This window comes from Pseudomonas frederiksbergensis (genome assembly GCF_035751725.1).
Lineage (GTDB): Bacteria > Pseudomonadota > Gammaproteobacteria > Pseudomonadales > Pseudomonadaceae > Aquipseudomonas > Aquipseudomonas frederiksbergensis_A.
The window spans coordinates 92949-116351 of the sequence record NZ_CP142104.1 but is presented as its reverse complement, the minus strand read 5'-3'; the positions used below and the strand labels follow the sequence as shown (position 1 = coordinate 116351).

At 58.3% G+C, this 23403-nt stretch carries 25 protein-coding genes; 15 read left to right on the top strand and 10 right to left on the bottom strand.

The window, feature by feature from the left end; translation table 11 throughout:
- Window positions 1–10 precede the first annotated feature (10 nt).
- The gene (locus VQ575_RS00560) at window positions 11–661 is read right to left on the bottom strand and encodes a hypothetical protein (protein WP_039593403.1); all 651 of its coding nucleotides are present in this window, start codon (window positions 659–661) and stop codon (window positions 11–13) included.
- A 374-nt stretch (window positions 662–1035) separates the two neighbouring features.
- Between VQ575_RS00560 and coxB the strand changes: the two genes are divergently transcribed.
- The 4 genes from coxB (at window position 1036) to VQ575_RS00540 (ending at window position 5339) form a co-directional block, all read left to right on the top strand.
- The gene (gene coxB, locus VQ575_RS00555; protein WP_325918831.1) at window positions 1036–2163 is read left to right on the top strand and encodes a cytochrome c oxidase subunit II; all 1128 of its coding nucleotides are present in this window, start codon (window positions 1036–1038) and stop codon (window positions 2161–2163) included.
- 82 nt (window positions 2164–2245) lie between these two features.
- Complete coding sequence (gene ctaD, locus VQ575_RS00550) at window positions 2246–3832, top strand: cytochrome c oxidase subunit I (RefSeq protein ID WP_039593405.1); 1587 nt, start codon at window positions 2246–2248, stop codon at window positions 3830–3832.
- 43 nt (window positions 3833–3875) lie between these two features.
- A complete protein-coding gene (locus tag VQ575_RS00545; RefSeq protein WP_039593406.1) occupies window positions 3876–4427 on the top strand; it encodes a cytochrome c oxidase assembly protein in 552 nt (183 codons plus the stop codon).
- A gap of 24 nt (window positions 4428–4451) precedes the next feature.
- Window positions 4452–5339, top strand: coding sequence for a cytochrome c oxidase subunit 3 (locus tag VQ575_RS00540; protein ID WP_039593407.1), 888 nt, complete (start codon window positions 4452–4454; stop codon window positions 5337–5339).
- A gap of 24 nt (window positions 5340–5363) precedes the next feature.
- On the opposite strand, the gene VQ575_RS00535 is transcribed toward VQ575_RS00540, so the two are convergent.
- The gene (locus tag VQ575_RS00535; protein WP_045154697.1) at window positions 5364–5567 is read right to left on the bottom strand and encodes a twin transmembrane helix small protein; all 204 of its coding nucleotides are present in this window, start codon (window positions 5565–5567) and stop codon (window positions 5364–5366) included.
- 70 nt (window positions 5568–5637) lie between these two features.
- On the opposite strand from VQ575_RS00535, the gene VQ575_RS00530 reads away from it, so the two are divergent.
- From VQ575_RS00530 to VQ575_RS00510, 5 genes are read left to right on the top strand one after another with little or no spacing between them, the layout of a single operon-like run.
- A complete protein-coding gene (locus VQ575_RS00530; RefSeq protein WP_039593409.1) occupies window positions 5638–6375 on the top strand; it encodes an SURF1 family protein in 738 nt (245 codons plus the stop codon).
- Window positions 6341–6934 (top strand): hypothetical protein, encoded by a 594-nt coding sequence (locus tag VQ575_RS00525; protein ID WP_039593474.1) that lies wholly within the window; start codon window positions 6341–6343, stop codon window positions 6932–6934. The genes VQ575_RS00530 and VQ575_RS00525 overlap by 35 nt, the downstream gene beginning before the upstream one ends.
- 10 nt (window positions 6935–6944) lie before the next feature.
- Window positions 6945–8024, top strand: coding sequence for a COX15/CtaA family protein (locus VQ575_RS00520; protein WP_039593410.1), 1080 nt, complete (start codon window positions 6945–6947; stop codon window positions 8022–8024).
- The gene (gene cyoE / locus VQ575_RS00515; RefSeq protein ID WP_030139141.1) at window positions 8012–8911 is read left to right on the top strand and encodes a heme o synthase; all 900 of its coding nucleotides are present in this window, start codon (window positions 8012–8014) and stop codon (window positions 8909–8911) included. Before VQ575_RS00520 ends, cyoE begins: the two co-directional genes overlap by 13 nt.
- On the top strand, window positions 8908–9543 hold the full coding sequence (locus VQ575_RS00510; protein WP_045154693.1) for an SCO family protein: 636 nt from the start codon (window positions 8908–8910) through the stop codon (window positions 9541–9543). Before cyoE ends, VQ575_RS00510 begins: the two co-directional genes overlap by 4 nt.
- 199 nt (window positions 9544–9742) lie before the next feature.
- On the opposite strand, the gene VQ575_RS00505 is transcribed toward VQ575_RS00510, so the two are convergent.
- Window positions 9743–10822: an SDR family oxidoreductase gene (locus VQ575_RS00505; RefSeq protein ID WP_325918829.1), complete on the bottom strand. Its 1080-nt coding sequence runs from the start codon at window positions 10820–10822 to the stop codon at window positions 9743–9745.
- Window positions 10823–10896: 74 nt separating this feature from the next.
- Here VQ575_RS00505 and VQ575_RS00500 point away from each other — a divergent pair, with 74 nt between their 5' ends.
- Together VQ575_RS00500 and VQ575_RS00495 are read left to right on the top strand one after the other, a co-directional pair.
- Window positions 10897–11286 carry a MerR family transcriptional regulator gene (locus tag VQ575_RS00500; RefSeq protein ID WP_039593414.1) on the top strand — a complete coding sequence of 130 codons (390 nt, stop codon included), beginning with the start codon at window positions 10897–10899 and terminating at the stop codon, window positions 11284–11286.
- 191 nt (window positions 11287–11477) lie between these two features.
- Window positions 11478–12443, top strand: coding sequence for an endonuclease/exonuclease/phosphatase family protein (locus VQ575_RS00495; RefSeq protein ID WP_325918827.1), 966 nt, complete (start codon window positions 11478–11480; stop codon window positions 12441–12443).
- Window positions 12444–12503: 60 nt separating this feature from the next.
- On the opposite strand, the gene VQ575_RS00490 is transcribed toward VQ575_RS00495, so the two are convergent.
- The 5 genes from VQ575_RS00490 to VQ575_RS00470 form a co-directional block, all read right to left on the bottom strand.
- Complete coding sequence (locus tag VQ575_RS00490; protein WP_325918825.1) at window positions 12504–14696, bottom strand: TonB-dependent receptor; 2193 nt, start codon at window positions 14694–14696, stop codon at window positions 12504–12506.
- Window positions 14697–14902: 206 nt separating this feature from the next.
- A complete protein-coding gene (locus VQ575_RS00485) occupies window positions 14903–15715 on the bottom strand; it encodes an alpha/beta fold hydrolase (RefSeq protein ID WP_325918823.1) in 813 nt (270 codons plus the stop codon).
- Window positions 15716–15745: 30 nt separating this feature from the next.
- On the bottom strand, window positions 15746–16606 hold the full coding sequence (locus VQ575_RS00480; protein ID WP_325918821.1) for an alpha/beta fold hydrolase: 861 nt from the start codon (window positions 16604–16606) through the stop codon (window positions 15746–15748).
- 185 nt (window positions 16607–16791) lie between these two features.
- The gene (locus VQ575_RS00475) at window positions 16792–18105 is read right to left on the bottom strand and encodes an ATP-binding protein (RefSeq protein WP_039593419.1); all 1314 of its coding nucleotides are present in this window, start codon (window positions 18103–18105) and stop codon (window positions 16792–16794) included.
- A complete protein-coding gene (locus VQ575_RS00470; RefSeq protein WP_018600898.1) occupies window positions 18102–18842 on the bottom strand; it encodes a response regulator in 741 nt (246 codons plus the stop codon). Before VQ575_RS00470 ends, VQ575_RS00475 begins: the two co-directional genes overlap by 4 nt.
- 253 nt (window positions 18843–19095) lie before the next feature.
- On the opposite strand from VQ575_RS00470, the gene VQ575_RS00465 reads away from it, so the two are divergent.
- Window positions 19096–19362: a DUF2790 domain-containing protein gene (locus tag VQ575_RS00465; protein ID WP_325918819.1), complete on the top strand. Its 267-nt coding sequence runs from the start codon at window positions 19096–19098 to the stop codon at window positions 19360–19362.
- A gap of 34 nt (window positions 19363–19396) precedes the next feature.
- On the opposite strand, the gene VQ575_RS00460 is transcribed toward VQ575_RS00465, so the two are convergent.
- A complete protein-coding gene (locus VQ575_RS00460; RefSeq protein WP_325918817.1) occupies window positions 19397–19639 on the bottom strand; it encodes a hypothetical protein in 243 nt (80 codons plus the stop codon).
- A gap of 712 nt (window positions 19640–20351) precedes the next feature.
- Between VQ575_RS00460 and VQ575_RS00455 the strand changes: the two genes are divergently transcribed.
- The 3 genes from VQ575_RS00455 to VQ575_RS00445 all read left to right on the top strand — a co-directional run bounded on the left by VQ575_RS00455 (window position 20352) and on the right by VQ575_RS00445 (window position 21503).
- Entirely contained in the window at window positions 20352–20714 is a 363-nt protein-coding gene (locus VQ575_RS00455) for a DUF6124 family protein (RefSeq protein ID WP_325918815.1), read from the top strand.
- A gap of 233 nt (window positions 20715–20947) precedes the next feature.
- Window positions 20948–21217: a hypothetical protein gene (locus VQ575_RS00450; RefSeq protein WP_325918813.1), complete on the top strand. Its 270-nt coding sequence runs from the start codon at window positions 20948–20950 to the stop codon at window positions 21215–21217.
- Between the two features lie 148 nt (window positions 21218–21365).
- Window positions 21366–21503 (top strand): hypothetical protein, encoded by a 138-nt coding sequence (locus tag VQ575_RS00445; RefSeq protein WP_325918811.1) that lies wholly within the window; start codon window positions 21366–21368, stop codon window positions 21501–21503.
- Window positions 21504–21880: 377 nt separating this feature from the next.
- Here the strand turns inward: VQ575_RS00445 and VQ575_RS00440 are convergent, their stop codons facing one another.
- Entirely contained in the window at window positions 21881–22903 is a 1023-nt protein-coding gene (locus VQ575_RS00440) for a GTP pyrophosphokinase (RefSeq protein WP_325918809.1), read from the bottom strand.
- Window positions 22904–23403 lie beyond the last annotated feature (500 nt).

The following is a 23403-nucleotide window of genomic DNA, read 5'->3' as shown; positions in this document are numbered from 1 at the left end:
TTTCGAAGGATCAAGCCGCCGGCTGATCCAGCTCCAAGCCCACGCCCAGGCGTCGGGACATGCATGGCCAGCGCTTCCAGGCCGCGCCGGTCGCTGGGCTGCTGAGTTTCTCGCGGTAGGTTTCTACCGATTCCAATGCAAACGTTTCGTCGTTCAGCATCTCATCGAAAGCGTGATGCACCACCTCATCGAGCTGGTTGGCAAACTCCTCGCCGATCAACTGGTGTGCGATCAGGTTGGCGACCGTCATGTCCAAGGGGATCAGTGGCTGGCCGAAATGCTTGATGTAGAGGTCGTTCACCTCTTCGACGAACCGGTGCGCCAGGTAGGCTTCGTCGAGCAGGCTGTTGAGCCCGACATGCCCGGCCATGATCGTCGGAGGCTGAAGAAAGTATTGCTCGGCAATCTTCAGTACGGGTTTGATCTGCGACTCGATACCCGCCTCCTTGGCGACGTCATTGGCCGCATCCAGCAAGTCAGGCACTTCGTTGATGTAGGCAGCGACAAACCGCGCCAGGACGTCATTGGCATTCGCATCCGGCAGCTGGATGGCAGGGTGCAGCGTTGGTAACTGGGCCGTCAGCTGACGGCTCAACAGGCCGGTCTCGGCCTCGTGTTGTTGGGCTTTTTGGATCTGCTCGCGCAATGCGGCGGTGTTCATGACAACTCCAGTAAACAACAGGCAATGAAATAGGAATGACATAACTTAGCTGGCGCAAAAAAACTCCTAAGACCTATTTTTCATAACCGGCCCTTCCTTGATACGTCGCCGTTATATCGGTTTGCCATCATTCAGGTTCGCATCCTTCTCCATTCCTGGGCCCTAGCGCAAGCCCCGGCTGTTTCAAACGATTTACGCCGTCGCGTTGCGAGGTTGCAGGTGCTGTCTATACTCGGGTTGGAATGGAGTTAGCTGATGACACCCGATTGCATGTGCAGCAAGGCGCGGCGAGTCAATTAAGCAGTCTGAAGAGCCGATCCCTTGCCGCAGGCTTTACGCCTACGGGATAACAAGAACGATAAGGGGAACCCGCAATGACGCGACATCCACACGTATGGATGGGCCTCCTGTTGTGGTCGATTTTCAGCCAGGCGCAAGCGGCCTGGACTGTGAATATGGCGCCTGGAGCGACACAGATCAGCAACGCAGTGTTTGACCTGCACATGACCATCTTCTGGATCTGTGTGGTCATCGGCGTCATCGTCTTCGGCGCCATGTTCTGGTCGATGATGATGCACCGCCGCTCAACCGGCCAGAATGCCGCGCACTTCCACGAAAACACTCGCGTCGAAATCCTCTGGACCATCGTGCCCTTCCTGATCCTGGTGCTGATGGCGATTCCTGCCACCGCCACCCTGATCAAGATGTACGACTCCAGCGAGTCGGAGATCGACATCCAGGTCACCGGCTACCAGTGGAAGTGGCACTACAAGTACCTGGGCCAGGACGTCGAGTTCTTCAGCAACCTGGCGACCCCCGCCGAACAGATCAATAACCAGAGCGCCAAGGGCGAGCATTACCTGCTGGAGGTCGACAAGCCGCTGGTGCTGCCGGTCGATGCCAAGGTGCGTTTCCTGGTGACCTCCGCCGATGTGATCCACTCATGGTGGGTGCCGGCCTTCGCGGTCAAGCGCGACGCCATCCCGGGGTTCGTCAACGAAGCCTGGACCCGCGTCGACAAGCCCGGCATCTATCGCGGCCAATGCGCCGAGCTGTGTGGCAAGGACCATGGCTTCATGCCGATCGTGGTGGAGGTCAAGAGCAAGCCCGACTACGAGAAATGGCTGGGCGAACGCAAGGCCGAAGCCGCGCAGCTCAAGGAGCTGACCAGCAAGGAATGGACGCGCGAAGAACTCGTCGAGCGTGGCGACAAGGTCTATCACACCACGTGCGTGGCCTGTCACCAGGCCGAAGGCCAAGGCCTGCCGCCCATGTTCCCGGCGCTCAAGGGCTCGAAAATCGCCACCGGACCGATCAAGGACCACTTGAACATCGTCTTCCACGGCAAGCCCGGCACCTCCATGGCCGCGTTCGGCAAACAATTGTCGGAAGTCGATATCGCCGCGGTCGTGACCTATGAACGCAACGCCTGGGGCAACAACAAGGGCGACATGGTGACGCCCAAAGAAGTGCTGGAACTCAAACAGGCGGAAAGCCAATGAGCCGGCCCGACGTTTGTTCCCGCAACCGGTCGGGGCGCGTTGCCCCGCGCCGTCCAGCCCATTGGTTCGAAGGAGAAAGGACATGAGTGCTGTGATCGATGACCACGGTCATGCCGACCACGCCCACGGCCCCGCCAAGGGCCTGATGCGCTGGGTGCTGACCACCAACCACAAGGACATCGGCACGCTGTACCTGTGGTTCGCCTTCTCGATGTTCCTGTTGGGCGGCTCGTTCGCCATGGTGATCCGCGCCGAGCTGTTCCAGCCCGGGCTGCAGATCGTCCAGCCGGAATTCTTCAACCAGATGACCACCATGCATGGCCTGGTGATGGTCTTCGGCGCGGTGATGCCGGCGTTCGTCGGCCTTGCCAACTGGATGGTCCCGCTGATGATCGGCGCGCCGGACATGGCCCTGCCGCGCATGAACAACTTCAGCTTCTGGCTGTTGCCGGCGGCGTTCCTGATGTTGGTCTCGACGCTGTTCACTCCGGGGGGCGGGCCGAACTTCGGATGGACCTTCTACGCGCCGCTGTCCACCACCTATGCGCCGGAAAGCGTGACGTTCTTCATCTTTGCCATCCACCTGATGGGCATCAGCTCGATCATGGGCGCGATCAACGTGGTCGCCACCATCCTCAACCTGCGCGCCCCCGGCATGACCCTGATGAAAATGCCGCTGTTCGTCTGGACCTGGCTGATCACCGCGTTCCTGCTGATCGCGGTGATGCCGGTACTGGCAGGCTGCGTGACGATGATGCTGATGGACATCCACTTCGGCACCAGCTTCTTCAGTGCCGCGGGCGGTGGTGACCCGGTGCTGTTCCAGCATGTGTTCTGGTTCTTCGGCCATCCCGAGGTGTACATCATGATCCTGCCGGCCTTCGGTGCCGTCAGCTCGATCATCCCGGCGTTCTCGCGCAAGCCGCTGTTCGGCTACACCTCGATGGTCTACGCCACGGCGGCGATTGCGTTCCTGTCGTTCATCGTCTGGGCGCACCACATGTTCGTGGTTGGCATCCCGCTGGTGGGCGAGCTGTTCTTCATGTACGCGACCCTGCTGATCGCCGTGCCCACCGGGGTGAAGGTGTTCAACTGGGCCAGCACCATGTGGCAGGGCTCGCTGACCTTCGAGACGCCGATGCTGTTCGCCGTGGCGTTCGTGATCCTGTTTTCCATCGGCGGTTTCTCCGGGCTGATGCTGGCCATCGCCCCGGCGGACTTCCAGTACCAGGACACCTACTTCGTGGTCGCGCACTTCCACTACGTGCTGGTGCCTGGCGCGATCTTCGGGATTTTCGCCTCGGCCTACTACTGGCTGCCGAAATGGACCGGCCACATGTACGACGAAACCCTCGGCAAGCTGCACTTCTGGCTCTCGTTCATCGGCATGAACCTGGCGTTCTTCCCGATGCACTTCGTGGGCCTGGCGGGCATGCCCCGGCGGATTCCCGACTACAACCTGCAGTTCGCCGACTTCAACATGGTCTCGTCCATCGGCGCGTTCATGTTCGGCACCACGCAGATCTTCTTCCTGTTCATCGTGATCAAGACCATCCGCGGCGGCGAGCCGGCACCGGCCAAGCCGTGGGATGGCGCCGAAGGGCTGGAGTGGAGCGTGCCGTCGCCAGCGCCGTATCACACGTTTACTACGCCGCCGGAAGTGAAATAGATGACACACGGAACCCATGTCGGAGCGGTAGGGGCTCAAAACCATGGCTGATTCGATTTCGCTGAAGAAGCTGGTCACCCGCCTGCTGCTGGTGGTGGTGGCCATGTTCATCTTCGGGTTTGCCCTGGTGCCGATCTACGACGTGATGTGCAAGGCGTTCGGCATCAACGGCAAGACCGGCGGGCAGTACGAAGGCGAGCAGGTCGTCGATGAATCCCGGCAGGTGCGCGTGCAGTTCCTGTCGACCAATTCGGTGGACATGGTCTGGGACTTCTTTCCCAAGGGCGATGAGCTGGTGGTCAAGCCCGGGGCAGTCAACGAGATGGTGTTCGTCGCCCACAACCCCACCGACCGGCCGATGAGCGCCCAGGCGGTGCCGAGCATCTCGCCGAGCAACGCGGCGGCGTATTTCCACAAGACCGAATGTTTTTGTTTTACCCAGCAAGTGCTGCAACCCGGCGAACGCATCGAAATGCCCATGCGCTTCATCGTCGACCGGGACATGCCCAAGGAAGTGAAGCACCTGACGCTGTCCTACACGCTGTTCGATATCACCGCTCGTCATCCACCGGTGGCTGTAAACACTGACCGATAGCGTGCCCGATAAGGAGAACAATAAATGGCAACTCATGAGCACTACTACGTTCCGGCCCAGAGCAAATGGCCGATCATCGCCACGGTCGGGATGTTCGTCACGGTGTACGGCCTGGCGACCTGGTTCAACGACCTGAAGGCGGCGCGCCCGGAATCCCATGGCCCGCTGATCTTTTTCATTGGCGGCCTGCTGGTGGCCTACATGCTGTTCGGCTGGTTCGGCGCGGTCATCAAGGAAAGCCGCGCCGGGCTGTACAGCGCCCAGCTCGACCGCTCGTTCCGCTGGGGCATGAGCTGGTTCATCTTTTCCGAAGTGATGTTCTTCGTGGCGTTCTTCGGCGCGTTGTTTTATGTGCGGGTGGTGTCGGCGCCAGGGCTGGCCGGTGAAGGCAGCAAGGGCTTATCGGAGATGCTGTGGCCGAACTTCGAATACGTCTGGCCGTTGTTGAACAACCCCGATCCCAAGCTATTCCCACCGCCCAAGGACGTGATCAGCCCGTGGGGCTTGCCGCTGCTCAACACCATCCTGCTGGTCAGCTCCAGCGTCACCGTGACCATCGCCCACCATGCCCTGAAAAAAGGCCATCGCGGCGCACTGAAGGTATGGCTGGCGATCACCGTGCTGCTGGGTTGCGCCTTCCTGGGCTTCCAGGCCGAGGAATACATCCACGCCTATAAAGAGCTGGGCCTGACGTTGGGCTCGGGGATCTACGGCGCGACGTTCTTCATGCTCACCGGTTTTCACGGCGCCCACGTCACCATCGGCACGATCATCTTGTTCGTGATGCTGATGCGCGTCATGCGCGGGCATTTCGACAACGAGCATCAGTTCGGCTTCGAGGCAGCGAGCTGGTACTGGCACTTCGTCGATGTGGTGTGGATCGGCTTGTTCTTCTTCGTCTACATCCTCTGAGGCAGCCGCTACCAGGGCGGCTCTTTACCAAGGAGCATGCGACACCAACTGGCCGCTGAAAAAGCCCCAGGCGATCAAGCCGACGGTGACAGCGGCCAAGGCCACGCGAATCGCCAGGGCGATGACCAGGCGATTGGAATTGCTTTGGTCCTTGACCAGAAAAAACAAGCCGCTGAACAGGCTGGCAACGGTGGCGATCAGCATCAGGGCGATGGCTGCTTTGAGCATTAGGGACACTCCGGGGGGACGCGATGCACGTGAGTATAGCTATCCCGTTCGACAGCTTTCGGGCGACGCCATGAAAGGCTTCCGGCCGGGCCTCGTGCCGTCATTGGTGGTAGCCGTGCTGGTGCCGGTGATGGTGTGCCTGGGGTTCTGGCAATTGAGCCGGGGCGAACAGAAGCGTGTGCTCATGGACACTTACGCCGAGCGCCGCGTGGCCAAGCCGATGGACAGCGTGGAGCTTTCGCAAACGGCGGATCCAGCCTTTCGACCGGTCAGCCTGCGTGGGCAATTCGACGCCGAGCACAGCCTTCTCCTGGACAACCGCCAGCACGATGGCAAGGTGGGCGTCGAGCTGCTGCAACCGTTTCTCGACCACGCCAGCGGACTGTGGCTGCTGGTCAATCGCGGCTGGCTGCCGTGGCCTGATCGCCGCACCCCGCCAGTTTTCAGCACGCCGGAACAGCCGGTCGACCTGCAAGCCTGGGTCTACGTCGCACCCGGCGCCACGTTCCAACTTCACGCCGACCCGGCAAGCGCCCCGTGGCCACGGCTGGTCACCGCCATCGAGCCGCAGAAACTCTGGGCCGAACTGGACCGTGGTGGCTTCGCCTACGAATTACGCCAACAAAGCGGCCCCGGCGCCTACCGGACCGATTGGCCGGTGGTGGCCATGGGGCCGGAAAAACACATCGGCTATGCCGTGCAGTGGTTCGCCATGGCGGCGGCGCTGTTCGGCCTTTTCCTCTATCTCGGATGGCACAACGCAGGGAGACACCATGGGAAGCACCATGAATCCAACCAACACGTCTGACGCGCCCGACGCCCGCAGCCGTCGCAAGGGGCGCGTGCAATTGCTGTTGATCGTGCTGGGCGTGATCGGCCCGATGATCCTCGCCACCGGCATGTACAAGTTCCAGTTCTGGGTCCCGGACAGCCGCAGCTACCACGGCGAGTTGATCGGCAACGGCCAGTCCCGCGCCGACATCGGCGTGCAGGCCGACGAGCAGCGCTGGCAGATCCTGGTCACCGCGCCTCAAGAATGCTCGGTGGACTGCCGCCAGTTGGTCTATCTGGCCCGGCAGGTGCAGATCGGCCTGGGTCGCGATGCCGGCCGCGCCAGCCATGCCCTGGCCATCGCGCAGCCGCTGGACGGCGAATACGACGCCCAATTGCAGCGCGAATACCCGCAGTTGCAACGCTACCCACTGGACCTGCCGGCCTATCAAAAAGGCGCCCAGGGCTCCGGCGGCGCCCAGCTGTGGATCATCGACCCCCACAGCAACCTGGTGCTGCGCTACGACGCCAGGGTCAAGGGTAAGGACTTGCTCAACGACCTGCGCCACCTGCTGAAACTGTCGAACATCGGATGAGGGCATCGACATGGCCAAGCCTGGATTTCGCCTCGCGCTGTTTGCCACGCTGCTGGCATTGATTGTCGTACTGTTGGGCGCCTACACCCGCCTGACTCACGCCGGCCTCGGTTGCCCGGACTGGCCCGGTTGCTACGGTTTCATCAGCGTGCCCAAGGGCGAAGCCCAACTGGCCCATGCCGAGTTGCATTTCCCCGACGCCCCGGTGGAGGCTCATAAAGGCTGGAACGAAATGGTCCATCGCTATTTCGCCGGTGCCTTGGCGCTGATGATTGCCGCGCTGGCCGCCCGGGCCTGGACGAACCGTCGCCACCCCGGCCTGCCGTTGAAACTGCCGCTGTTCCTGCTCGCCGTGGTCTTCGCCCAGGCAGCGTTCGGCATGTGGACCGTGACGCTCAAGCTGTGGCCGCAGGTGGTCACCGGCCATTTGCTCGGTGGGTTCGCGACGTTGAGCCTGCTGTTCCTGCTGACGCTGAGATTGTCTGGCGTATTACCCGCGCTGACCGTGCCCAAGCGCCTGCAACACTGGGCCACGGCTGGGCTGCTGCTGGTGATCGGCCAGATCGCGTTGGGCGGCTGGGTCAGTTCCAACTATGCCGCAGTGGCCTGCATCGATTTCCCTACCTGCCACGGCGAATGGATGCCGCCCGCCGATTTCGCCAATGGCTTTCACCTGACCCAGCACATCGGCCCGAACTACCTGGGTGGACAACTGGACAGCGATGCTCGTACCGCCATCCATGTCACCCACCGCATCGGCGCGTTGCTGGTGACCGTGGTGCTGCTGGGGTTGGCCTGGCAATTGAAGCGGGTGGGCATGACCCGACTGGCGGGGCTGGTCCTCGCCGCCCTGGCCGCGCAAATTACCTTAGGTATCAGCAACGTCGTGTTTCATCTGCCGCTGCCGGTGGCCGTGGCCCATAACGCCGGGGGCGCCGCGCTGCTGCTGACCCTGGTGCTGGTCAATTATCACGCCCGGACCAGCCTGGTCCGGGTACGGCACCACGTCCCGCTGCGCTGGCGCTTCAATTCGCCTAAACACGGCGTCGCCCCCATCACGATTAAAGGAGAGATGCCATGGCAACCTTGACCGGTGAACGCCACAGCCAGGCGATCTGGCGCGATTACCTGGAGCTGACCAAGCCGAAAGTGGTGGTACTGATGCTGATCACCTCGCTGGTCGGCATGTTCCTCGCCACCCGTGCCGGCGTGCCATGGACGGTCCTGGTGTTCGGCAACCTGGGGATCGCCTTGTGCGCTGGCGGCGCGGCGGCGGTCAACCATGTGGTGGACCGACGCATCGACGCGGTCATGGCCCGCACCCACAAACGGCCCCTGGCCGAGGGCCGGGTCTCGCCGGCCGCCGCACTGACCTTCGCCCTGGCGCTGGCGGTGGCCGGCCAAGCGATGCTGCTGGTCTTTACCAATCCGTTGACCGCATGGCTGACCCTGGCCTCACTGCTCGGTTACGCCGTCATCTACACCGGCTTCCTCAAGCGCGCCACACCCCAGAACATCGTCATCGGCGGCCTCGCCGGCGCCGCACCGCCACTGCTGGGCTGGGTCGCGGCCACCGGGCATGTCAGCGCCGAACCGTTGCTGCTGGTGCTGATCATCTTCGCCTGGACGCCGCCACACTTCTGGGCCCTGGCCATTCACCGCAAGGAGGAATATGCCAAGGCCGACATCCCGATGCTGCCGGTAACCCACGGCGAGCACTACACCAAGATCCATATCCTGCTGTACACGCTGGTGTTGCTGGCGGTGAGCCTGATGCCGTTCGTGATCCAGATGAGTGGCTTGATCTATCTGGTTTGCGCACTGGTGCTGGGTGCCCGGTTCCTGCAATGGGCCGTGGTGTTGTACCGTGGCAGCCGGCCGCACGCGGCGATCAATACATTCAAGTACTCTATCTGGTACTTGTTCCTGCTGTTCATCGCCCTGCTCGTAGACCATTACTTACTGTTGAGCCTATGACTCGAACCCAGAAAACCGTCTTCATCCTCGCGGCCGTGATCGCAGTGATCCTCGGCCTGACCATCAACAAGGTGCTGTCCAGCAAAGGCCAGGGCGACCCGACTGCATTGATCGATGCCGGCATCATCCTGCTGCCCCAGAGCCGCAACCTGCCGGACGTGAAAATGACCGACCAGGACGGCCAGCCCGTTGCGATGGACGGATTGAAAGACAAATGGAGCCTGCTGTTCTTCGGCTACACCTTCTGCCCCGACATTTGCCCGACCACCCTGGCCCAACTGCGCCAGATCAAGAGCGAACTGCCGCCCGAGGCTGTGGATAAGTTGCAGATCGTGCTGGTGAGCGTCGACCCGAACCGCGACACGCCCAAGCAACTCAAGCAGTACCTGGGCTACTTCGATCCGCAATTCAAAGGCCTGACCGCCGCTTCCGTAGAAGACCTGCAGAAACTCGCCAACGCGGTGAGCATCCCGTTCATCCCGGCGGACACCAGCAAACCCAACTACACGGTTGATCACAGCGGCAACCTCGCCGTCATTGGCCCGGACGGCAAGCAACGCGGGTTTATTCGTGCGCCGTTGAATAACCAGAAACTGGTGGCGCAGTTGCCGGAGATGCTCAAGCGTAAATGAGGCCAAGGCGAGGGAGCTTGCTCTCTAATAATGCACTCCCTCGCCACAAAAGCGCCGACACGTCAGTCACTCATCAGGATCCGAAACAGCTTACTCGGCCGAAGCGATGGATGCTTTGCTACCCGAGCGGATGAGCTCTTTGGAAAAGCACAGGCCGATTTCAAGCATGATGGTTCGGCATGTCCGAGTTGATGAATCCTCAGCGGGCCGTGCCCTGCGCTATGCAATATGAATTGACGAATGTTGCAGTGTGCTGCAAAGCCAGGCGTATATCCGGTTTGGCGATTCCCTGCCTGTGGGCGAATTGCTCGACCGCCGCTGTATCAAAACGGGTGGTCTGAATAAAGTCCAAGGCTTCGGCTTTTGTATTCAAGAAGTGCGCGACGGGAGGAATGCTCAGTAGCCACTTCAGCAATCGCAGCGAAATGTGATGCTTGGGCGACTTTATGCCGAGGGGTTCGGCGACCTCTGCGAGGAGTTCTCGCAAGTTGGGACTTTGGTCATCAAGCGCCAGCAGTTCCTGACCCACCATGGCTGGATCAAACGCACAAACCGCCACCAGTTCAACCAGGTAATCCACGGTAACGAGAGGTAGCCAGTGCTCGGCGGTACCGGGCACAGCTGTCAGCTTTCCCTGTACCAGATTGCGTATCAGCGCCACCAGAGGCTGGCCGTCAAGGATATGCCCCGTGCGGCTGTGGCCACAAACCGTCGCGGGATGGACAACGGTGATCTCCCCGTCCAAGGTGGACATGACCTCCAGAGTCGCAAAATGCGCCTCCAGCTTGCTTCCCTCGTAACCCCCGACACGCCGGTAGACGGCAGGCCAATCAGTCAGCTGCGGATAACAAGGATCGATTCCGATGCGTTGCAGATGTTCATGGTTTTTCAGCATGTAGCCGCCGATCATCACCAAGCGGCTTTTTTGCCCAGCCGCCAACAGCGCCACGCGCTTTGCTCCTTCAACATTCACCGCACGAGAGTGCTCCACCGAAAGCCCCCAGGCGAAGTGAGCACCCAAGTGGAATATGACGCTGGCGTGCCGCAGCACTTCTCGGTCAGCAAGACTCAGCCCGAGGTTGTCCCGTTCCAGGTCGCCCGCTACGGCAAATACCTGGGTTGCGTTCCCTCCCAAAATGTCGACTTGCTCGCGCAGTGCTGCCAGTCGCTCCGGGCGACGCATCAACACCCGAACGGTGTGACCTTTCGCACTCAGGTGCGCCACCAAATGCTGGCCGATGAAGCCGGTCCCCCCCGTGACAAAGCACTCCACGCCCATTTCCCTGCTCCTGGTTAAGGTGAGAAATCGAGCGTAATCTATCGACCCAACTCTACAGTCAAGCGGTGTTTTTCATGAGAATCGGCGAACTCGAGGCCCGCAGCGGCGCCAGCCGTCATACGCTGCGTTATTACGAGCAGATCGGCCTGATCTCACCGCTGCGGCGGACGAATAACTACCGCGTCTACACAGCGCAAACGCTGCAGGACCTGGACTTTATCCAGCGCGCACAAAGCATGGGGTTTTCCCTGGGGGAAATAGGTCAGATTCTGGATGCGCAGCGCAACGAGCTGATCGACTGTGCTGACGGCGCCAAGTTGATTGAAAAGAAAATGGCGGAAATCAAAGAGAAGATCGCCAATTTGAAAAGCATCTATCGATATCTCGATGAAGAGCGCGCAAACCTCGAAGCCAGCGCTGCCAGGCAACTTGAGCTTCAGCAACTGAACAACGCTTCCCACTGAAACTGCAGCCTGCCCTGCCCCTCGCCACACAAGCTTCTATGCGTCAGCTCGCGCATAGCTGCCATTCCAGTATTTTTTCCGTCGGTAGCTCTTTCCCCTCCCCCCTCTTCTTGGGCTGCTAAGCTTGGGAAACGGCTATAGCAGTGCCGTCTTTTGGACCTCTACTGTTGCCGTGCTCGGAATCCTATCCCATGAAAACATTATATTTACCGCTCCTGCTGTGCTGCCTTTCCGGTGGTGCTTTGGCTGAGACTATCACTTTCGCAACATGGAATTTGGCGTGGCAGCGGTCAGAGCCTCTTAGCCAGAACCAATTCGATGAGTGCAGGAAAATCAAGGCCGCGGAACGAGAGAAACTTGAAGAAACGCACCCCTACCGATGGGAATGCAAGTCTCCTGAACAGATAAGCGACCTGCAGGCAGTAGCGCAAAAGCTGAACGCTGACGTGATTGCTGTTCAGGAAGTCGAAAGTCCAGAAGCCCTTCAGCAAATCTGGCCGAAGGATGAATACGATTTCTACGTGAACATGCAGAGCCCTTGGATACAGCGCACTGGGTTTGTTGTCCGAAAATCCAGCGGGCTTAACGTCGGGACGCTCGGTGATGTCCATTCACTTGGAGATGCCTTCAAGAATCATGCTCGACATGGAGCCGAATTGCCCGTGACGATCAACGGCACGACCATCAAGCTGCTATCGATACACCTCAAGAGCGGTTGCTTTGATCATGCGTTGAACAGCGGATACGCCACCAAGCGCGACAAAGCTAACGGTGTCATAACGTGCGAGGTGCTTAGCAAACAAACACCTGCACTTGAAGCATGGCTCGATGACGCAATCCGATCGGGCTCTTCTGCAATCGTCATTGGCGATTTCAATCGTAGATTTGACGCCCCGATTGAACGTGAAACGGACCCCAAGGTGAGTCTCTATGCGGAGCTTTCGGATGGCGAGCCGTCGGCTGCCAATTTGTTTCGCCCAACCGAAGATTTCCAGGCGCTACCCGAATGCCGGGGCGGAGGCTCCAAATGGCTGATTGACCACGCATTAATGACCAGTGAATTAAGAAAGCACTATGTAGAAGACTCGTTATCAGAGTTTCCTGTGCCTCTGAAAGGCTCCGACCATTGCCCCGTTTCGTTCAAAATGCAGTTCTAAGTCCAGCCCTGCGGGGATAAATTTCCCAACGCAGGGTTGGTTTCAGGTCCACACGAACACTCAGAAATCAACAGTCCCCGAAAACTTCACCAAGCGCGGATCCCCCTGCGACAGGTAGCCCCCGTTCGCCGAGGCCCAGTAGTTCTTATCGGTAATGTTCTCCACGTTGACGCGCAACGTCAGGTCTTTCTCCACGAATTTCATCTTATAACGTGCGCCCGCGTCGAAACGGTTCCACGTCGGCAAGCTCAAGTTGTTAGCCTGATCCGCGTACTGCCCGCCCGTGCGCAACATCCTGGCGCTGAGCGCGGCGCCTTCGATGCCCGGGACATCCCAATCCACGCTGGCATTGAGCTGGAAGGTCGGCACGCCAATGGCGTGATTGCCATCGTTGAGGCCACCTGCGGTGTTTTTGAGTTCGGACGTCATGCGGGTACCGCCGGCCATCAACCGGAGGCCTTCGATGGGCTCGCCGAAGACGCTGATCTCCAAGCCCTTGTTGACCTGCTCACCGTCACGCACATAAAGCCGCTGCACGTTGTCGACGTAACCATCGGACGGTTTCTCGATGCGGAACACACCCACGTTGGCACCGAAGGTCTGCATGTCCAGCTTGATACCCGCTTCCAACTGTTTTGTGCGGCCAGGGGGAAAGGCTTCGCCCAGGTTGGTGATGCCTGTGCCAGACGCCACCGGCCCTTTTGCAAGGCCTTCGATTCGGTTGGCGTAGAGCGACACGCTCTCCACGGGCTTGTAGACGATGCCATAGACCGGCGTGGTAACGGCTTCATCGTAGAGCGTGCTGCGGCTGCCATCGTTTGCTGGGTTGGGGAAACCGTTGGAAGTGGTGCCGTCGTACCGGTAGTTTTCAACACGCAACTGCTGACGACGGACACCATAAGTAACCAGCAACTTGTCATCGAACAAGCCCAACGTGTCGGAGATCGCCAGACTGCGGTTGCGGGTTTTGCCGGTTACCCCGGGATCACCCATTTCACCGCCAGTGCTGGACACCACGGTCGGCTTGGGAAGCTTCGGGGTGTCGTAAATATTGCTGTTGCCGGTCACGGAACGATAGAACGTGTAGGCGTTTTCCTGCTCGGTCCAGATCGTTGAGCCGCCGATCGCAACCTGGTGGGAAACAGGGCCCGTGTTGAAGCGCCCGTTCAACCCGCCACTGAACGATGTGTTGTCTTCATTGTGAGGAATTTCCGAGCCGCCGATCGTCGCGACGCCGTTATTGCCGACCAGTGTCGGTGTGGCGTACACCCCGGTCTCTCGGGTGTGTTTTACACCGCCCGCCAGGTAGGCGGTCCAGTTTTCATTCAAGTCCCAATCGCCACGAATCATGCCGAAGGTGTCTTCGGTTTCGGAGTAAGTCCAGTCCTGTCCATAATTGTGGCTCGCGTTCGGAGCCGTGGGGATGCGGGTAGCGTTGCCGATGTTTATTGAATTACGCAGCCCGTTGATACGCTGTTTCTGATACCCGAAATCGGTAGAAACACGGAAATCATCGCCTCGATAATCCAAGCCCGCCACGAACAACTTGGTACGCTGATCCTGATCGTCAATCGCTGTTTCACCTTCGCGCTGGCTCAGGTTCAGCCTGGCGCCAAACCGATTGTCCTCGCCGAATCGCTGCCCGATATCCAAATGTTCGCCAATGCGGCCATCGGTACTGATGTCCTGGGTATAGCGACGCGTCGGGACATCCTCCGCGCGCTTGGGCTGCAAGTTGACGCCGCCGCCAAGGCCCGAGCCCGTCGGGCTGACACCGTTGATAAACGCGTTGGGCCCCTTGAACACCTCGACACGCTCGATCGCATCCGTCGACAGGATTTGACGCGGTAAGACGCCATACAGACCGTTGTAGGAAATATCGTCGCTGTTAAGCGGCAGGCCGCGAATCACGAACACTTGGGACTGGTTACCAAACCCATAGGATTGACGCACCGACGGATCGTTGAGCAGCACATCGCCCACGTCTTCCGCTTGTTGATCCTCAATCAGCTGCGAGGTGTAGCTGGTCATCACAAACGGGACATCCATGTTGTCCTGATTGCCCAGCACCCCCATCTGGCCTCCCCTCGCCACCTGACCACCCGCATAGGGCGTTGGTAGCGTGTTGGAGTTGGGTTTGACCGCGCCGGCAGTAACGTCGGTCACGCCCAATTCAATAGGCTCTGCCGCCTGGGTAAGAAAGCTGACTGAGCAGCATGCAGCAAGCAATGTAAGGCGAGATGGAAGAAGCATGGAATGAGTACCTGCGGGGAAACGGGAAGCCAATTTAGTGAATGCTAATGATTCGCAGATGGATTATCCATACTAATGGCTCGTTGCCATACAAGATTTGGCAAGCGGTTTAGTTTTGCGCAACGAAAAACCCGGCCTCCTGCGCCGGGTTTTTGTTCTTCTTGAAGATAAGCGGATGAGGCTTTTAGTCGCCCCGCTTCACCTGATCAGCCCTTGGAGCTGGCCTGCGCCGCTTCAATGATCAGCTCTGCAACTTTCTGCGGGTTGGACGTCATCACCACATGGGAGGCCCCTGGGACGGTGACAGTTTTTTTCGAGCCCGCGCGTTCGGCCATGAACTTCAGGGCCGCCTCGGGGATGTTCTTGTCCGCCGAGCCGTAGATGAACCAGGACGGCAGTTTTTTCCAGGCCGGTTCGCCAGACGCTTCCTTCAATGCCGCCTCGCTGATGGGGCGTTGTGTGGCGGCCATCAGGGCGGAGTCCGCCGCAGGCACGTCGGCGGCAAACTGTTGGCCGAACTTGTCCTGCTGGATGTAGAGGTCCTTATTGCCATCGTCCAACTGCACCGGGGCCGCCAAGGTCGGCCCAAGGGTCCCGCCAGGGTAGCGACCGGACAGTTCGATGGCGGTTTCGCCTTTGTCCGGCGCGAAGGCTGCGACGTAGACAAGTCCCTTGACCTTGGGGTTGTCGTGCACGGCGTTAGTGATCACGGCCCCGCCGTAGGAATGACCCACCAGGATCACCGGGCCGGCGGTTTGCTCGACGATATCGGCAACGTAATCGGCGTCCTGCTTCACGCCGCGCAGCGGGTTGGCAGCGGCAACGACCGGGTAACCCTGGCTCAGCAACTGGGCGGCAACGCCATTCCAACTGGACGACTCGGCGAATGCGCCATGCACCAGCACGATGGTCGGCTTGGCGGCGTCGGGTTGCGCGGCGGTCGCGCTATTCAGGGTTGTCAGTGCCAACGCAGCGGTGATGGTAACGGCCAAGAGCGATTTGAGATTGAGCATGATCATTCCTTTTCATTTATTGGAGGGTGCGATGGCTTACTTAGCCAGGAAATCCAACAGATCCTGATTGAGGCGGTCCTTGTGGGTGTCGGTCAGGCCGTGGGGCGCGCCCGGATAGACGATCAACTCGGCGTCCTGCACAAGCTCGGCGGCGGCATGGGCGGAGGCGTCAATCGGGACGATCTGGTCATCGTCGCCATGCACGATCAGTGTCGGTACGTCGAACTTGGCCAAGTCGGCACGGAAGTCCGTCGCCGAGAACGCAGCGATGCAGTCATAGGTGTTTTTATGACCCGCTTGCATGCCCTGCACCCAGAACGAATCGATCAGCCCTTGGGAGACGTTCGCCCCGTCGCGGTTGAAGCCAAAAAACGGGCCGGACGCGATGTCGCGATACAGCTGCGAGCGGTTGTCCAGTGAGGCCTTGCGCAGGCCGTCGAACACCTCGATCGGCAGGCCGCCTGGGTAGTCTTCGGTCTGGAGCATCATCGGCGGAACGGCGCTGATCAGTGCAGCCTTCTTCACCCGATCGGTGCCGTGGCGGCCGATGTAGCGGGTGATTTCGCCGCCACCGGTCGAGAAACCCACCAGGGTGACGTCGTTAAGATCCAGCGTGTTGATCACAGTGGCCAGGTCATCGGCATAGTGATCCATGTCGTTGCCTTCCCACGGCTGGCTGGAACGGCCATGGCCGCGGCGGTCGTGGGCGATCACCCGATAGCCTTGCTCGGCCAGGAACAACATTTGCGATTCCCAGCTATCCGAATTCAGCGGCCAGCCATGGCTGAAGGTGACAACTGGCCCATCTTTCGGACCCCAGTCCTTGTAATAGAGCTGTACGCCGTCCGGGGTGGTGATGTAGCTGGCTGCTTGAGCGCGGGAGGACTGGGTATTCATGGCAAGATCTCCTTAGGTCATGGCTCGCCATTCGGGGGATCCGATGGCGAGTTGATGGGGAGCATTCTTGCAAGGGCATGTGTACAGGAAATGTTCGACACCCGGCCGTTATACGTTCTTTTGAGTACGTAGATGCGCTGGATACAGTGGCTTACAAATGCATGCCACCGATCCAGCAGTGCGGCCTACTGATCGACGCCGAAGTCGAGGGTCACGCAAAGCCCGCCGCCGTCGCGGTTGCGCAGGCTCAGCGTTCCACCAATCGCGACGGTCAACTGCTGAGCGATGGCAAGGCCCAGGCCGGTGCCGCCAGAGCTGCGGTTGCGTGAGCTTTCCACCCGATAGAACGGCTTGACCACCTCGGCCAGGATCTCCTCAGGAATGCCCGGCCCTCGGTCAAGCACGCTGATGGAAACGCCGGTACTCGCATTGCCGCCGATTTCCACCTCGGCGGTGCCGGCGTACTTCAGTGCGTTATCCACCAGATTCACCAGAATACGCCGCAGGGCATGGGGCCTTGTCTCGATGATCGCGCCGTTCTGGCCGCGCAAACTCACCTCGCGACCGGTGTCCTGGTAGTCGCACACCAGGCTGTCGAGAAAAGAATCCAGGCTGATGCGGCAACTGGTCTCCGTCGCGCCATGGACACTGCGCGCATAAGCGACGCCCTCGCGCACCAGGTGCTCGATTTCATTCAGGTCGTTGCCCAGCTTGTCTTTCTCTATCGAGTCGTCCATGAACTCGGCGCGCAGCTTCATGCGGGTGATGGGCGTCTGCAAGTCATGGGAAATCGCCGCCAACAACTGCATACGCTCTTTCAGGTAAGCGGCAATGCGCGCCTGCATGCTGTTGAAGGCGCGGGCGGCATAGGCCACTTCCCGTGGACCGGTTTCATCCAACGGCACCGGATGGGCGTTCGGGTCGAGGTTCTCCACCGCCTCGGCCAGGCGACTGAGGGGGCGTATGGCGATGCGCACGGCCAGCCAGGTGCAGCCGATCATCAGCAGCAACTGACCGAACAGGACAAAGGGCAGCCAGGGCGACAACGGCTTGACCGAGGGACGCACATCGATGGTCACGGGGCTGCCGTCAGCCAGTCGCACCTGGGCTTGGAAATGCTGGCGTGGGCCCGGGATTTCGACAATGGTCAGGTCATAGTTGCGGCCCAGCGCGACTTGCAGGGATTGCGCCGCCGTCGCCGCGAGATCGTTCGACGTGAGTGGAATGCCGGGATCATGTTCGCGCAGCAAATAATCATAGTTGCGACGCTGCAGGCGCTTGGTCCATGCCAGGCGCTCGTCGGCAGGCAGACGGTCGAGAATGGCGATGGACGTCGCCGTGTCGTGCTCGAAGTTGCCCAACATCGCCGTCTTGGTGCTTTGGTAGCGTTCGTAGTACTGGGCGGCGAACGTCAGGGCCTGGGCGAGTATCAGACCGACGAGGAACACCAACCACAGCCTCGACGCCAGCGTACGGGGCCATTGCAACGCGAGCTTCATGCCTGCTCCTCAAGCATTTCCACCGCAAAGGTAAAGACGTAGCCTTCATTGCGCACCGTCTTCAAGTAAAGCGGTTCGCGGGCGTCATCCAGCAAACGCTGGCGCACGCGGCTGACCAGCAGATCAATGGAACGGTCGAAAATGTCCGCGTCACGGCCCTGGGTCAGGTTGAGCAACTGGTCGCGACTCAGCACCCGCTGAGGATGATCGAGAAAGACCCGCAGCAGCCGGTACTCGGCGCCGCTCAGCGAAACCAGCGTGTCGTCTTCATCGAGCAGATGGCGGGCGGTGGTGTCGAGGCGCCAGCGGCCGAACTTGAGCATCCGGCCGCTTTCGCTGACGACAAAATTCGGCGGCAGCATGCGGGTGCGCCGCAACACCGCGTTGATGCGCGCCAGCAGTTCCCGGGCCGCGAAGGGCTTGGCCAGATAATCATCGGCGCCCATTTCCAGGCCAATGATGCGGTCGGTCTCGTCGCTGCGAGCCGTCAGCATCAGCACCGGTGTCGCCTTATGCTTGCCGGCGCGCAGCTCGCGGCACAACAGCAGCCCGTCATCCCCCGGCATCATGATGTCGAGCACAATCAGGTCCACCTGATTGGCTTCGAGAAAAGCCCGCATCTGACGACCATCGGCGACCACGGTGGTGCGCAGGCCATTCTTCACCAGGTAATTGCCGACCAGCTCCCTGATTTCCCGATCATCATCCACGATCAAAACGTGATCGACATGTTCCATGCCCAGCTCTCCGAAATGCGCGCATCAGTTGCGCAGTGTGAGGATGCTCGGTTGCCAGTTGGCAGCGCACCGTCGTCCAGCTTATCCGGCCCTGAATCAAGCCAGGACCAAGCAAAAACAGTGGCGATTGTATCGCTCTGTATCGCAATTCACCTCTGATACGTACGTATCCAACCACGGCGTTTTTCGACACAGCCGAGATACCTCGCGGGTTTTTAATGAGCGCCATCCAACTCATTGAAGGGAAACAACCATGAACCTGAAAACCATCGCAACGGCTTGCCTGATCACTGCCCTGAGCGCCGCCGCATTACCCGCCTTGGCCCAAGACAAAGCAGCCAGCGAAAGCTATTCCTACGGCACGCAGCTGGACATCGATAAGGTGATCTCGCTGACTGAAGACAGTAGCCAGACCTGCGGGTTGGTGAATGCGCAAATCACCTACCTTGACTCGATGGGTGAGCACAAAGCCCTGACGTATCTCAAGCACGCGGCCAGTTGTAACAGTGAAGGGAGTTGAGGGGTGGTGGCGTGGGCGTTTGCAAAACGCCCTCTCAGCCAACCTCCTCAAACCGCCGTCGCTTCGAGAACAAACCCATCCCTATCGGCACGGCAAAAACCGCCAGCAACCCCAGATCAAACCCCAACAAGCGCTTCTGACCTGCTACAAAACAGCCAACCGCACCCGCCACCGCCAACGCCACGCCTAGCCACTTGCGTAGCAGATAGGGTTTGAGGAATCGATCAAGCAGAAAGGACACCCCCAAGGCAATGACCAATTGAGTAAGGTCGGACATGTACGTCTCCAGTCAGGTCTTGATGATCAATGTCGAGAGGGTGCGTTGCGGGCCGATGCCGCCGTTGACCTGCGCCGCTATGCTGACTAGTACGTCGCCCGCATGGTAGGTGGGTAAAATTTGATTGGTATATGTGCGCACACCGACCCTACAAATGCAGCTCGCGCAAACGTCCACGTTCGCTGTCGGTGAGGGTGATCTGCGAGACGTTGAAGACGATCCCGTGAGTGCCCATGTATCGGAAAGTCCCTTCGAACTTCATCACCCGTATCCTTTTGGGGTAAAGGTGGCAATTTTCTGCAACGGGCGGACTAGATTCAATCATTTCGTATTGCTGGACTGAGCAAAAACAACCCACCTGCATGCCAAAACGCTCTTCTCCTACAGCCCCCGCCTACAACGTCCATCAAGCCACGCATCCTTGCGCCTTTGCCTACAACTACGCCAGAATCCGCCCGCTTGTGCGCCTTGTCCCGGGGTTCTATTGTCTTCCTGCCACTGCCCATCAGTGGTCGGGTTTAGTAGCCCGAGGTAATCGAAGTTGTACAAGCGCGTCTCAAACAGGGCCCTACCCTGTTTCTGATGGTGGCTGTATGCAGGGCGCTTAGGCGCGCCGGCTTCTTCGGTTCCCCGGTCTACTAACCTGCGTACAGCTGCCACCCCATTGTTTAGTAGCTTCGGGTTGTCGGCACCACATATGGAACCGAAGCTTATGTTCAAAATTACCCCGAATCCGCCAGAAGCAGATTCCACTTCCAAATCCGCAAAATCCAAAGCCAAGCAGCAAGACGAAACCACCAAACGGGTGATCGATCACTACTTGCTACCGAAACCGGACAAATCCAAAGACGAGCCCAAACCAGGCCAGCTATTCACCGTCGTGAAAGGCCTCGATAACGAATGCCTGCTCGCCAACCTCAGTGAGACGCTAGCTTCGGCTGATGCGATGGTGAGTGATTTGGCGTTTGATCTGGATGGGGCGAGGCGTCATGTGGCGCTGGGGATTCAGCAGTTGATTGAGCTGAGTTCGTTGTTGGCGAATCGGGTGTTGGATAACGTGGAGCCGCGGCAGTAGGATTTATTCCATAACGAAAAAACCCGACGTTTTGCGTCGGGTTTTGGTTTTTCTGTCCATAATTAGCGGACGAATAAGCTCGAAATATTTTTAAGCTTTCCCCGCGTATCTCACGGCTGCCCTTCCTTGCGGTAGGCTGCACGCGGCCAGAAGCAGTCTTTCAGTTTCGCTTCTCACCTACCTTCCGAGCGTGCGAAATTAAAGCTCTTTCATTTTTCTCAGAGGCAGGTTTAATGACTTCCGACCTGACAATCTCGAATCTTTTAGGCCCTTGGTCTGGGGATGAGCATACTGGACTAATGCATCGTTGCAGGGAGGCATGGGACACGCCTTTAAAAAATTTGAGTGACCTTATGGTCGCTACTTTTTTGAATCAGAACATCGCGACCAAGCACCTGCTTTTCGAGGCAGGGCGTCGCTTGAATGAGCAGGAGCGAGATGGAACCGAGTATTTCGACGGCCAGCTTCTCGAAGCTATAGAGCGCCTGCAATCTGGCCAGTAGTTCATTCCGTCAGGCTAAGTGTGTTTAACACAAATAGCAGCTTCTGATCGATTTCGACCGGTAACGTAAGGTTGAAAACCGACCAAAAATCGGAAATCGCAGCCCCTATGTAATATCTGCCCTCCACGTCCCAAGACCGAGGTTCCTAATGGATATCCGCTATTCCTACTTGCTTAAAAGAGCAGCCCAAGACCTGCAAAATGCGCGTTTGCTGGTGGGTAAGCGGCTGAAGGCATTGATGCATAACCAGTATTATTTTAATGGGGAGGAAAGTCTGGAGATGTAGGTTCTATTGAATGGCGTTTCGGCGAGCAAGAGACGATATCCATGTACCTCTTGAGTGATGGTGAGTGCGTAGGGGCTGACTTATTTCCCATCAACACGCCCGGTTCCTTCGAGATCGAGCCTAACGCTATGTGCTATTGGAAGAGGGAAAACCTCCTGACAGTCTTATCAGCGCGTCACCTAGAAGGGCAAAAAATTTGCGAGGGTAAGGGAATTCTCGACTCCGTCAACGTCCAGGAGTCCCGGCTGGTGGGATTTAGAATCCACCAGCTTCGTTCTCAACATTCCAGCCGTTTCAGTTTCAGTAATTAATGTCTGGTCGGTACAGGTCGGTGTTCGCCTTTGCCGGGGTGATTGCATTGGTGGCGAAAGGGGGGATCAAAGTGATCTTTTGGCTATTGCCCATTCTAGAAAAGCTTCTTCTCCGACTTCTTTTGCAAGAGCAGTTCGTGCAAGTCCGACGTGTGTATAGAAAACTCCTTGTTCGAGTCGGTATTTTTGCGTTTCTGATACCTGAATGTCGTTGCTGTCCATGCTTGGGTTTAATAGTTTTTTAAGGCGATAGCTTGCTTCTTGCTTGTCACTCTCTAGTACTTTTTGTCGTCGCTTCTCTAATAGTGAGGTGAGTTCCCCTCTTGTGTGAATATTGAAGTGATTTAGATCGGTGATCAGCTCTGAATAGCCTTCATTGCCATCTTGCTTGTTAGCTTTTGGAAATACCTCGTTTAATACTATTTCCAGAATAGTCACATCAAGTTTTGCTTGCTTCGAAGCACGCTCGGTCTGGCCTTTTACGTAGCTATCGCGCTCTGTGAGCAGTCTTGTAAATTCAAGATCGACAGTTTCTAATAGGGCTGATGCTCTATAGATAGAGCGGCGCAATGGAAGGGGCACACTGTCCTCTTGTTTGTATTGGAGTTTGTGTGATACTGCTGCCCAGATATGCTGTGCGAGAGTTCTGATCTGGATCTCGACTTTATATTGCGTAAGCCCTTCGAATGTAGGGACCGCTTCCCAAGTGGGAGGTAGATATACAATATAGTGTTGGGATTGATATCCGAATTGAGCGTCTGATAGTCGATGTGAGGTGTCCTCTTTGGAAGCTATCAGGAACTTGTCGTCAAGAGATGCGCAGAATGCGTCTAAGTCACGCTGAAATAAGAATGTTATCCGGACGCCAAGGAGGTCGCTTAAGTCAGAAAGTTTTTCAGGTTGGATACCCTTCCTTTCTAATTTCTCTCCTATGGAACTCCAAGTTTTCACTCTGCTCTCAATAGGCAGGCCAAGGGTTAAGCCGGCAGCTTCTACAAGTTGGTTAAGCTGTGCAGTCAACAAGCCTTGTAATCTCGAGAGTTTTGCAGATAGCTCCAGATACTCCATATGCAAGGTCTCATTTTGCATAAATTCCCCCTAATAATTTCGCGGCGTTTTGTGCGACTTATTTTGAAATTCGCACAGAATAAGAGAGTAAGCAGGAATAGAGGACAGATTTATTTTCAGAAGATATATCCCTTTTGTCGTCGCTGATCCTCAAAGGCCGATATATGACAACCGCACCGGCGACGGGTTGTGACGACACGTCTATTTCCACGCACATGCTACTCAACGGTGAACACACCCGCGGTGTGACCGAGGCCGCCAGCGAACATTTACGCTACGCCTGCTAGCGGAATTCGCGCGATGGGCTATCGTTTGTGCCAGCATATTGGAATCACAATCTGAAGCGCAATAAGGATGGGCTGCGGTGTTTTCAAAAGCTGATGCCAAGGTCAGCCGCTGCTTATTCATCCCTTGGGCGAACAGCTACAAACGGAAGGTTTACGACATGTCTAGATGTACAGCACCGGTACATGGTCATCGTTCGGCAAGCGCAAGAGCAGCGTGTCCCGCATGTGGCAGCG

What these genes read in the sequence shown, in the direction of transcription:
- VQ575_RS00450 (WP_325918813.1), top strand. Translation starts at nt 20,948, where the DNA reads ATGACTTCCGACCTGACAATCTCGAATCTTTTAGGCCCTTGGTCTGGG.
- VQ575_RS00440 (WP_325918809.1), bottom strand. Translation starts at nt 22,903, where the DNA reads ATGCAAAATGAGACCTTGCATATGGAGTATCTGGAGCTATCTGCAAAA.
- VQ575_RS00510 (WP_045154693.1), top strand. Translation starts at nt 8,908, where the DNA reads ATGACTCGAACCCAGAAAACCGTCTTCATCCTCGCGGCCGTGATCGCA.
- VQ575_RS00535 (WP_045154697.1), bottom strand. Translation starts at nt 5,567, where the DNA reads ATGCTCAAAGCAGCCATCGCCCTGATGCTGATCGCCACCGTTGCCAGC.
- VQ575_RS00480 (WP_325918821.1), bottom strand. Translation starts at nt 16,606, where the DNA reads ATGAATACCCAGTCCTCCCGCGCTCAAGCAGCCAGCTACATCACCACC.
- VQ575_RS00505 (WP_325918829.1), bottom strand. Translation starts at nt 10,822, where the DNA reads ATGGGCGTGGAGTGCTTTGTCACGGGGGGGACCGGCTTCATCGGCCAG.
- coxB (WP_325918831.1), top strand. Translation starts at nt 1,036, where the DNA reads ATGACGCGACATCCACACGTATGGATGGGCCTCCTGTTGTGGTCGATT.
- VQ575_RS00455 (WP_325918815.1), top strand. Translation starts at nt 20,352, where the DNA reads ATGTTCAAAATTACCCCGAATCCGCCAGAAGCAGATTCCACTTCCAAA.
- VQ575_RS00520 (WP_039593410.1), top strand. Translation starts at nt 6,945, where the DNA reads ATGGCCAAGCCTGGATTTCGCCTCGCGCTGTTTGCCACGCTGCTGGCA.
- ctaD (WP_039593405.1), top strand. Translation starts at nt 2,246, where the DNA reads ATGAGTGCTGTGATCGATGACCACGGTCATGCCGACCACGCCCACGGC.
- VQ575_RS00500 (WP_039593414.1), top strand. Translation starts at nt 10,897, where the DNA reads ATGAGAATCGGCGAACTCGAGGCCCGCAGCGGCGCCAGCCGTCATACG.
- VQ575_RS00530 (WP_039593409.1), top strand. Translation starts at nt 5,638, where the DNA reads ATGAAAGGCTTCCGGCCGGGCCTCGTGCCGTCATTGGTGGTAGCCGTG.
- VQ575_RS00545 (WP_039593406.1), top strand. Translation starts at nt 3,876, where the DNA reads ATGGCTGATTCGATTTCGCTGAAGAAGCTGGTCACCCGCCTGCTGCTG.
- VQ575_RS00465 (WP_325918819.1), top strand. Translation starts at nt 19,096, where the DNA reads ATGAACCTGAAAACCATCGCAACGGCTTGCCTGATCACTGCCCTGAGC.
- VQ575_RS00490 (WP_325918825.1), bottom strand. Translation starts at nt 14,696, where the DNA reads ATGCTTCTTCCATCTCGCCTTACATTGCTTGCTGCATGCTGCTCAGTC.
- VQ575_RS00445 (WP_325918811.1), top strand. Translation starts at nt 21,366, where the DNA reads ATGGATATCCGCTATTCCTACTTGCTTAAAAGAGCAGCCCAAGACCTG.
- VQ575_RS00560 (WP_039593403.1), bottom strand. Translation starts at nt 661, where the DNA reads ATGAACACCGCCGCATTGCGCGAGCAGATCCAAAAAGCCCAACAACAC.
- VQ575_RS00475 (WP_039593419.1), bottom strand. Translation starts at nt 18,105, where the DNA reads ATGAAGCTCGCGTTGCAATGGCCCCGTACGCTGGCGTCGAGGCTGTGG.
- VQ575_RS00540 (WP_039593407.1), top strand. Translation starts at nt 4,452, where the DNA reads ATGGCAACTCATGAGCACTACTACGTTCCGGCCCAGAGCAAATGGCCG.
- VQ575_RS00470 (WP_018600898.1), bottom strand. Translation starts at nt 18,842, where the DNA reads ATGGAACATGTCGATCACGTTTTGATCGTGGATGATGATCGGGAAATC.
- VQ575_RS00495 (WP_325918827.1), top strand. Translation starts at nt 11,478, where the DNA reads ATGAAAACATTATATTTACCGCTCCTGCTGTGCTGCCTTTCCGGTGGT.
- VQ575_RS00460 (WP_325918817.1), bottom strand. Translation starts at nt 19,639, where the DNA reads ATGTCCGACCTTACTCAATTGGTCATTGCCTTGGGGGTGTCCTTTCTG.
- cyoE (WP_030139141.1), top strand. Translation starts at nt 8,012, where the DNA reads ATGGCAACCTTGACCGGTGAACGCCACAGCCAGGCGATCTGGCGCGAT.
- VQ575_RS00525 (WP_039593474.1), top strand. Translation starts at nt 6,341, where the DNA reads ATGGGAAGCACCATGAATCCAACCAACACGTCTGACGCGCCCGACGCC.
- VQ575_RS00485 (WP_325918823.1), bottom strand. Translation starts at nt 15,715, where the DNA reads ATGATCATGCTCAATCTCAAATCGCTCTTGGCCGTTACCATCACCGCT.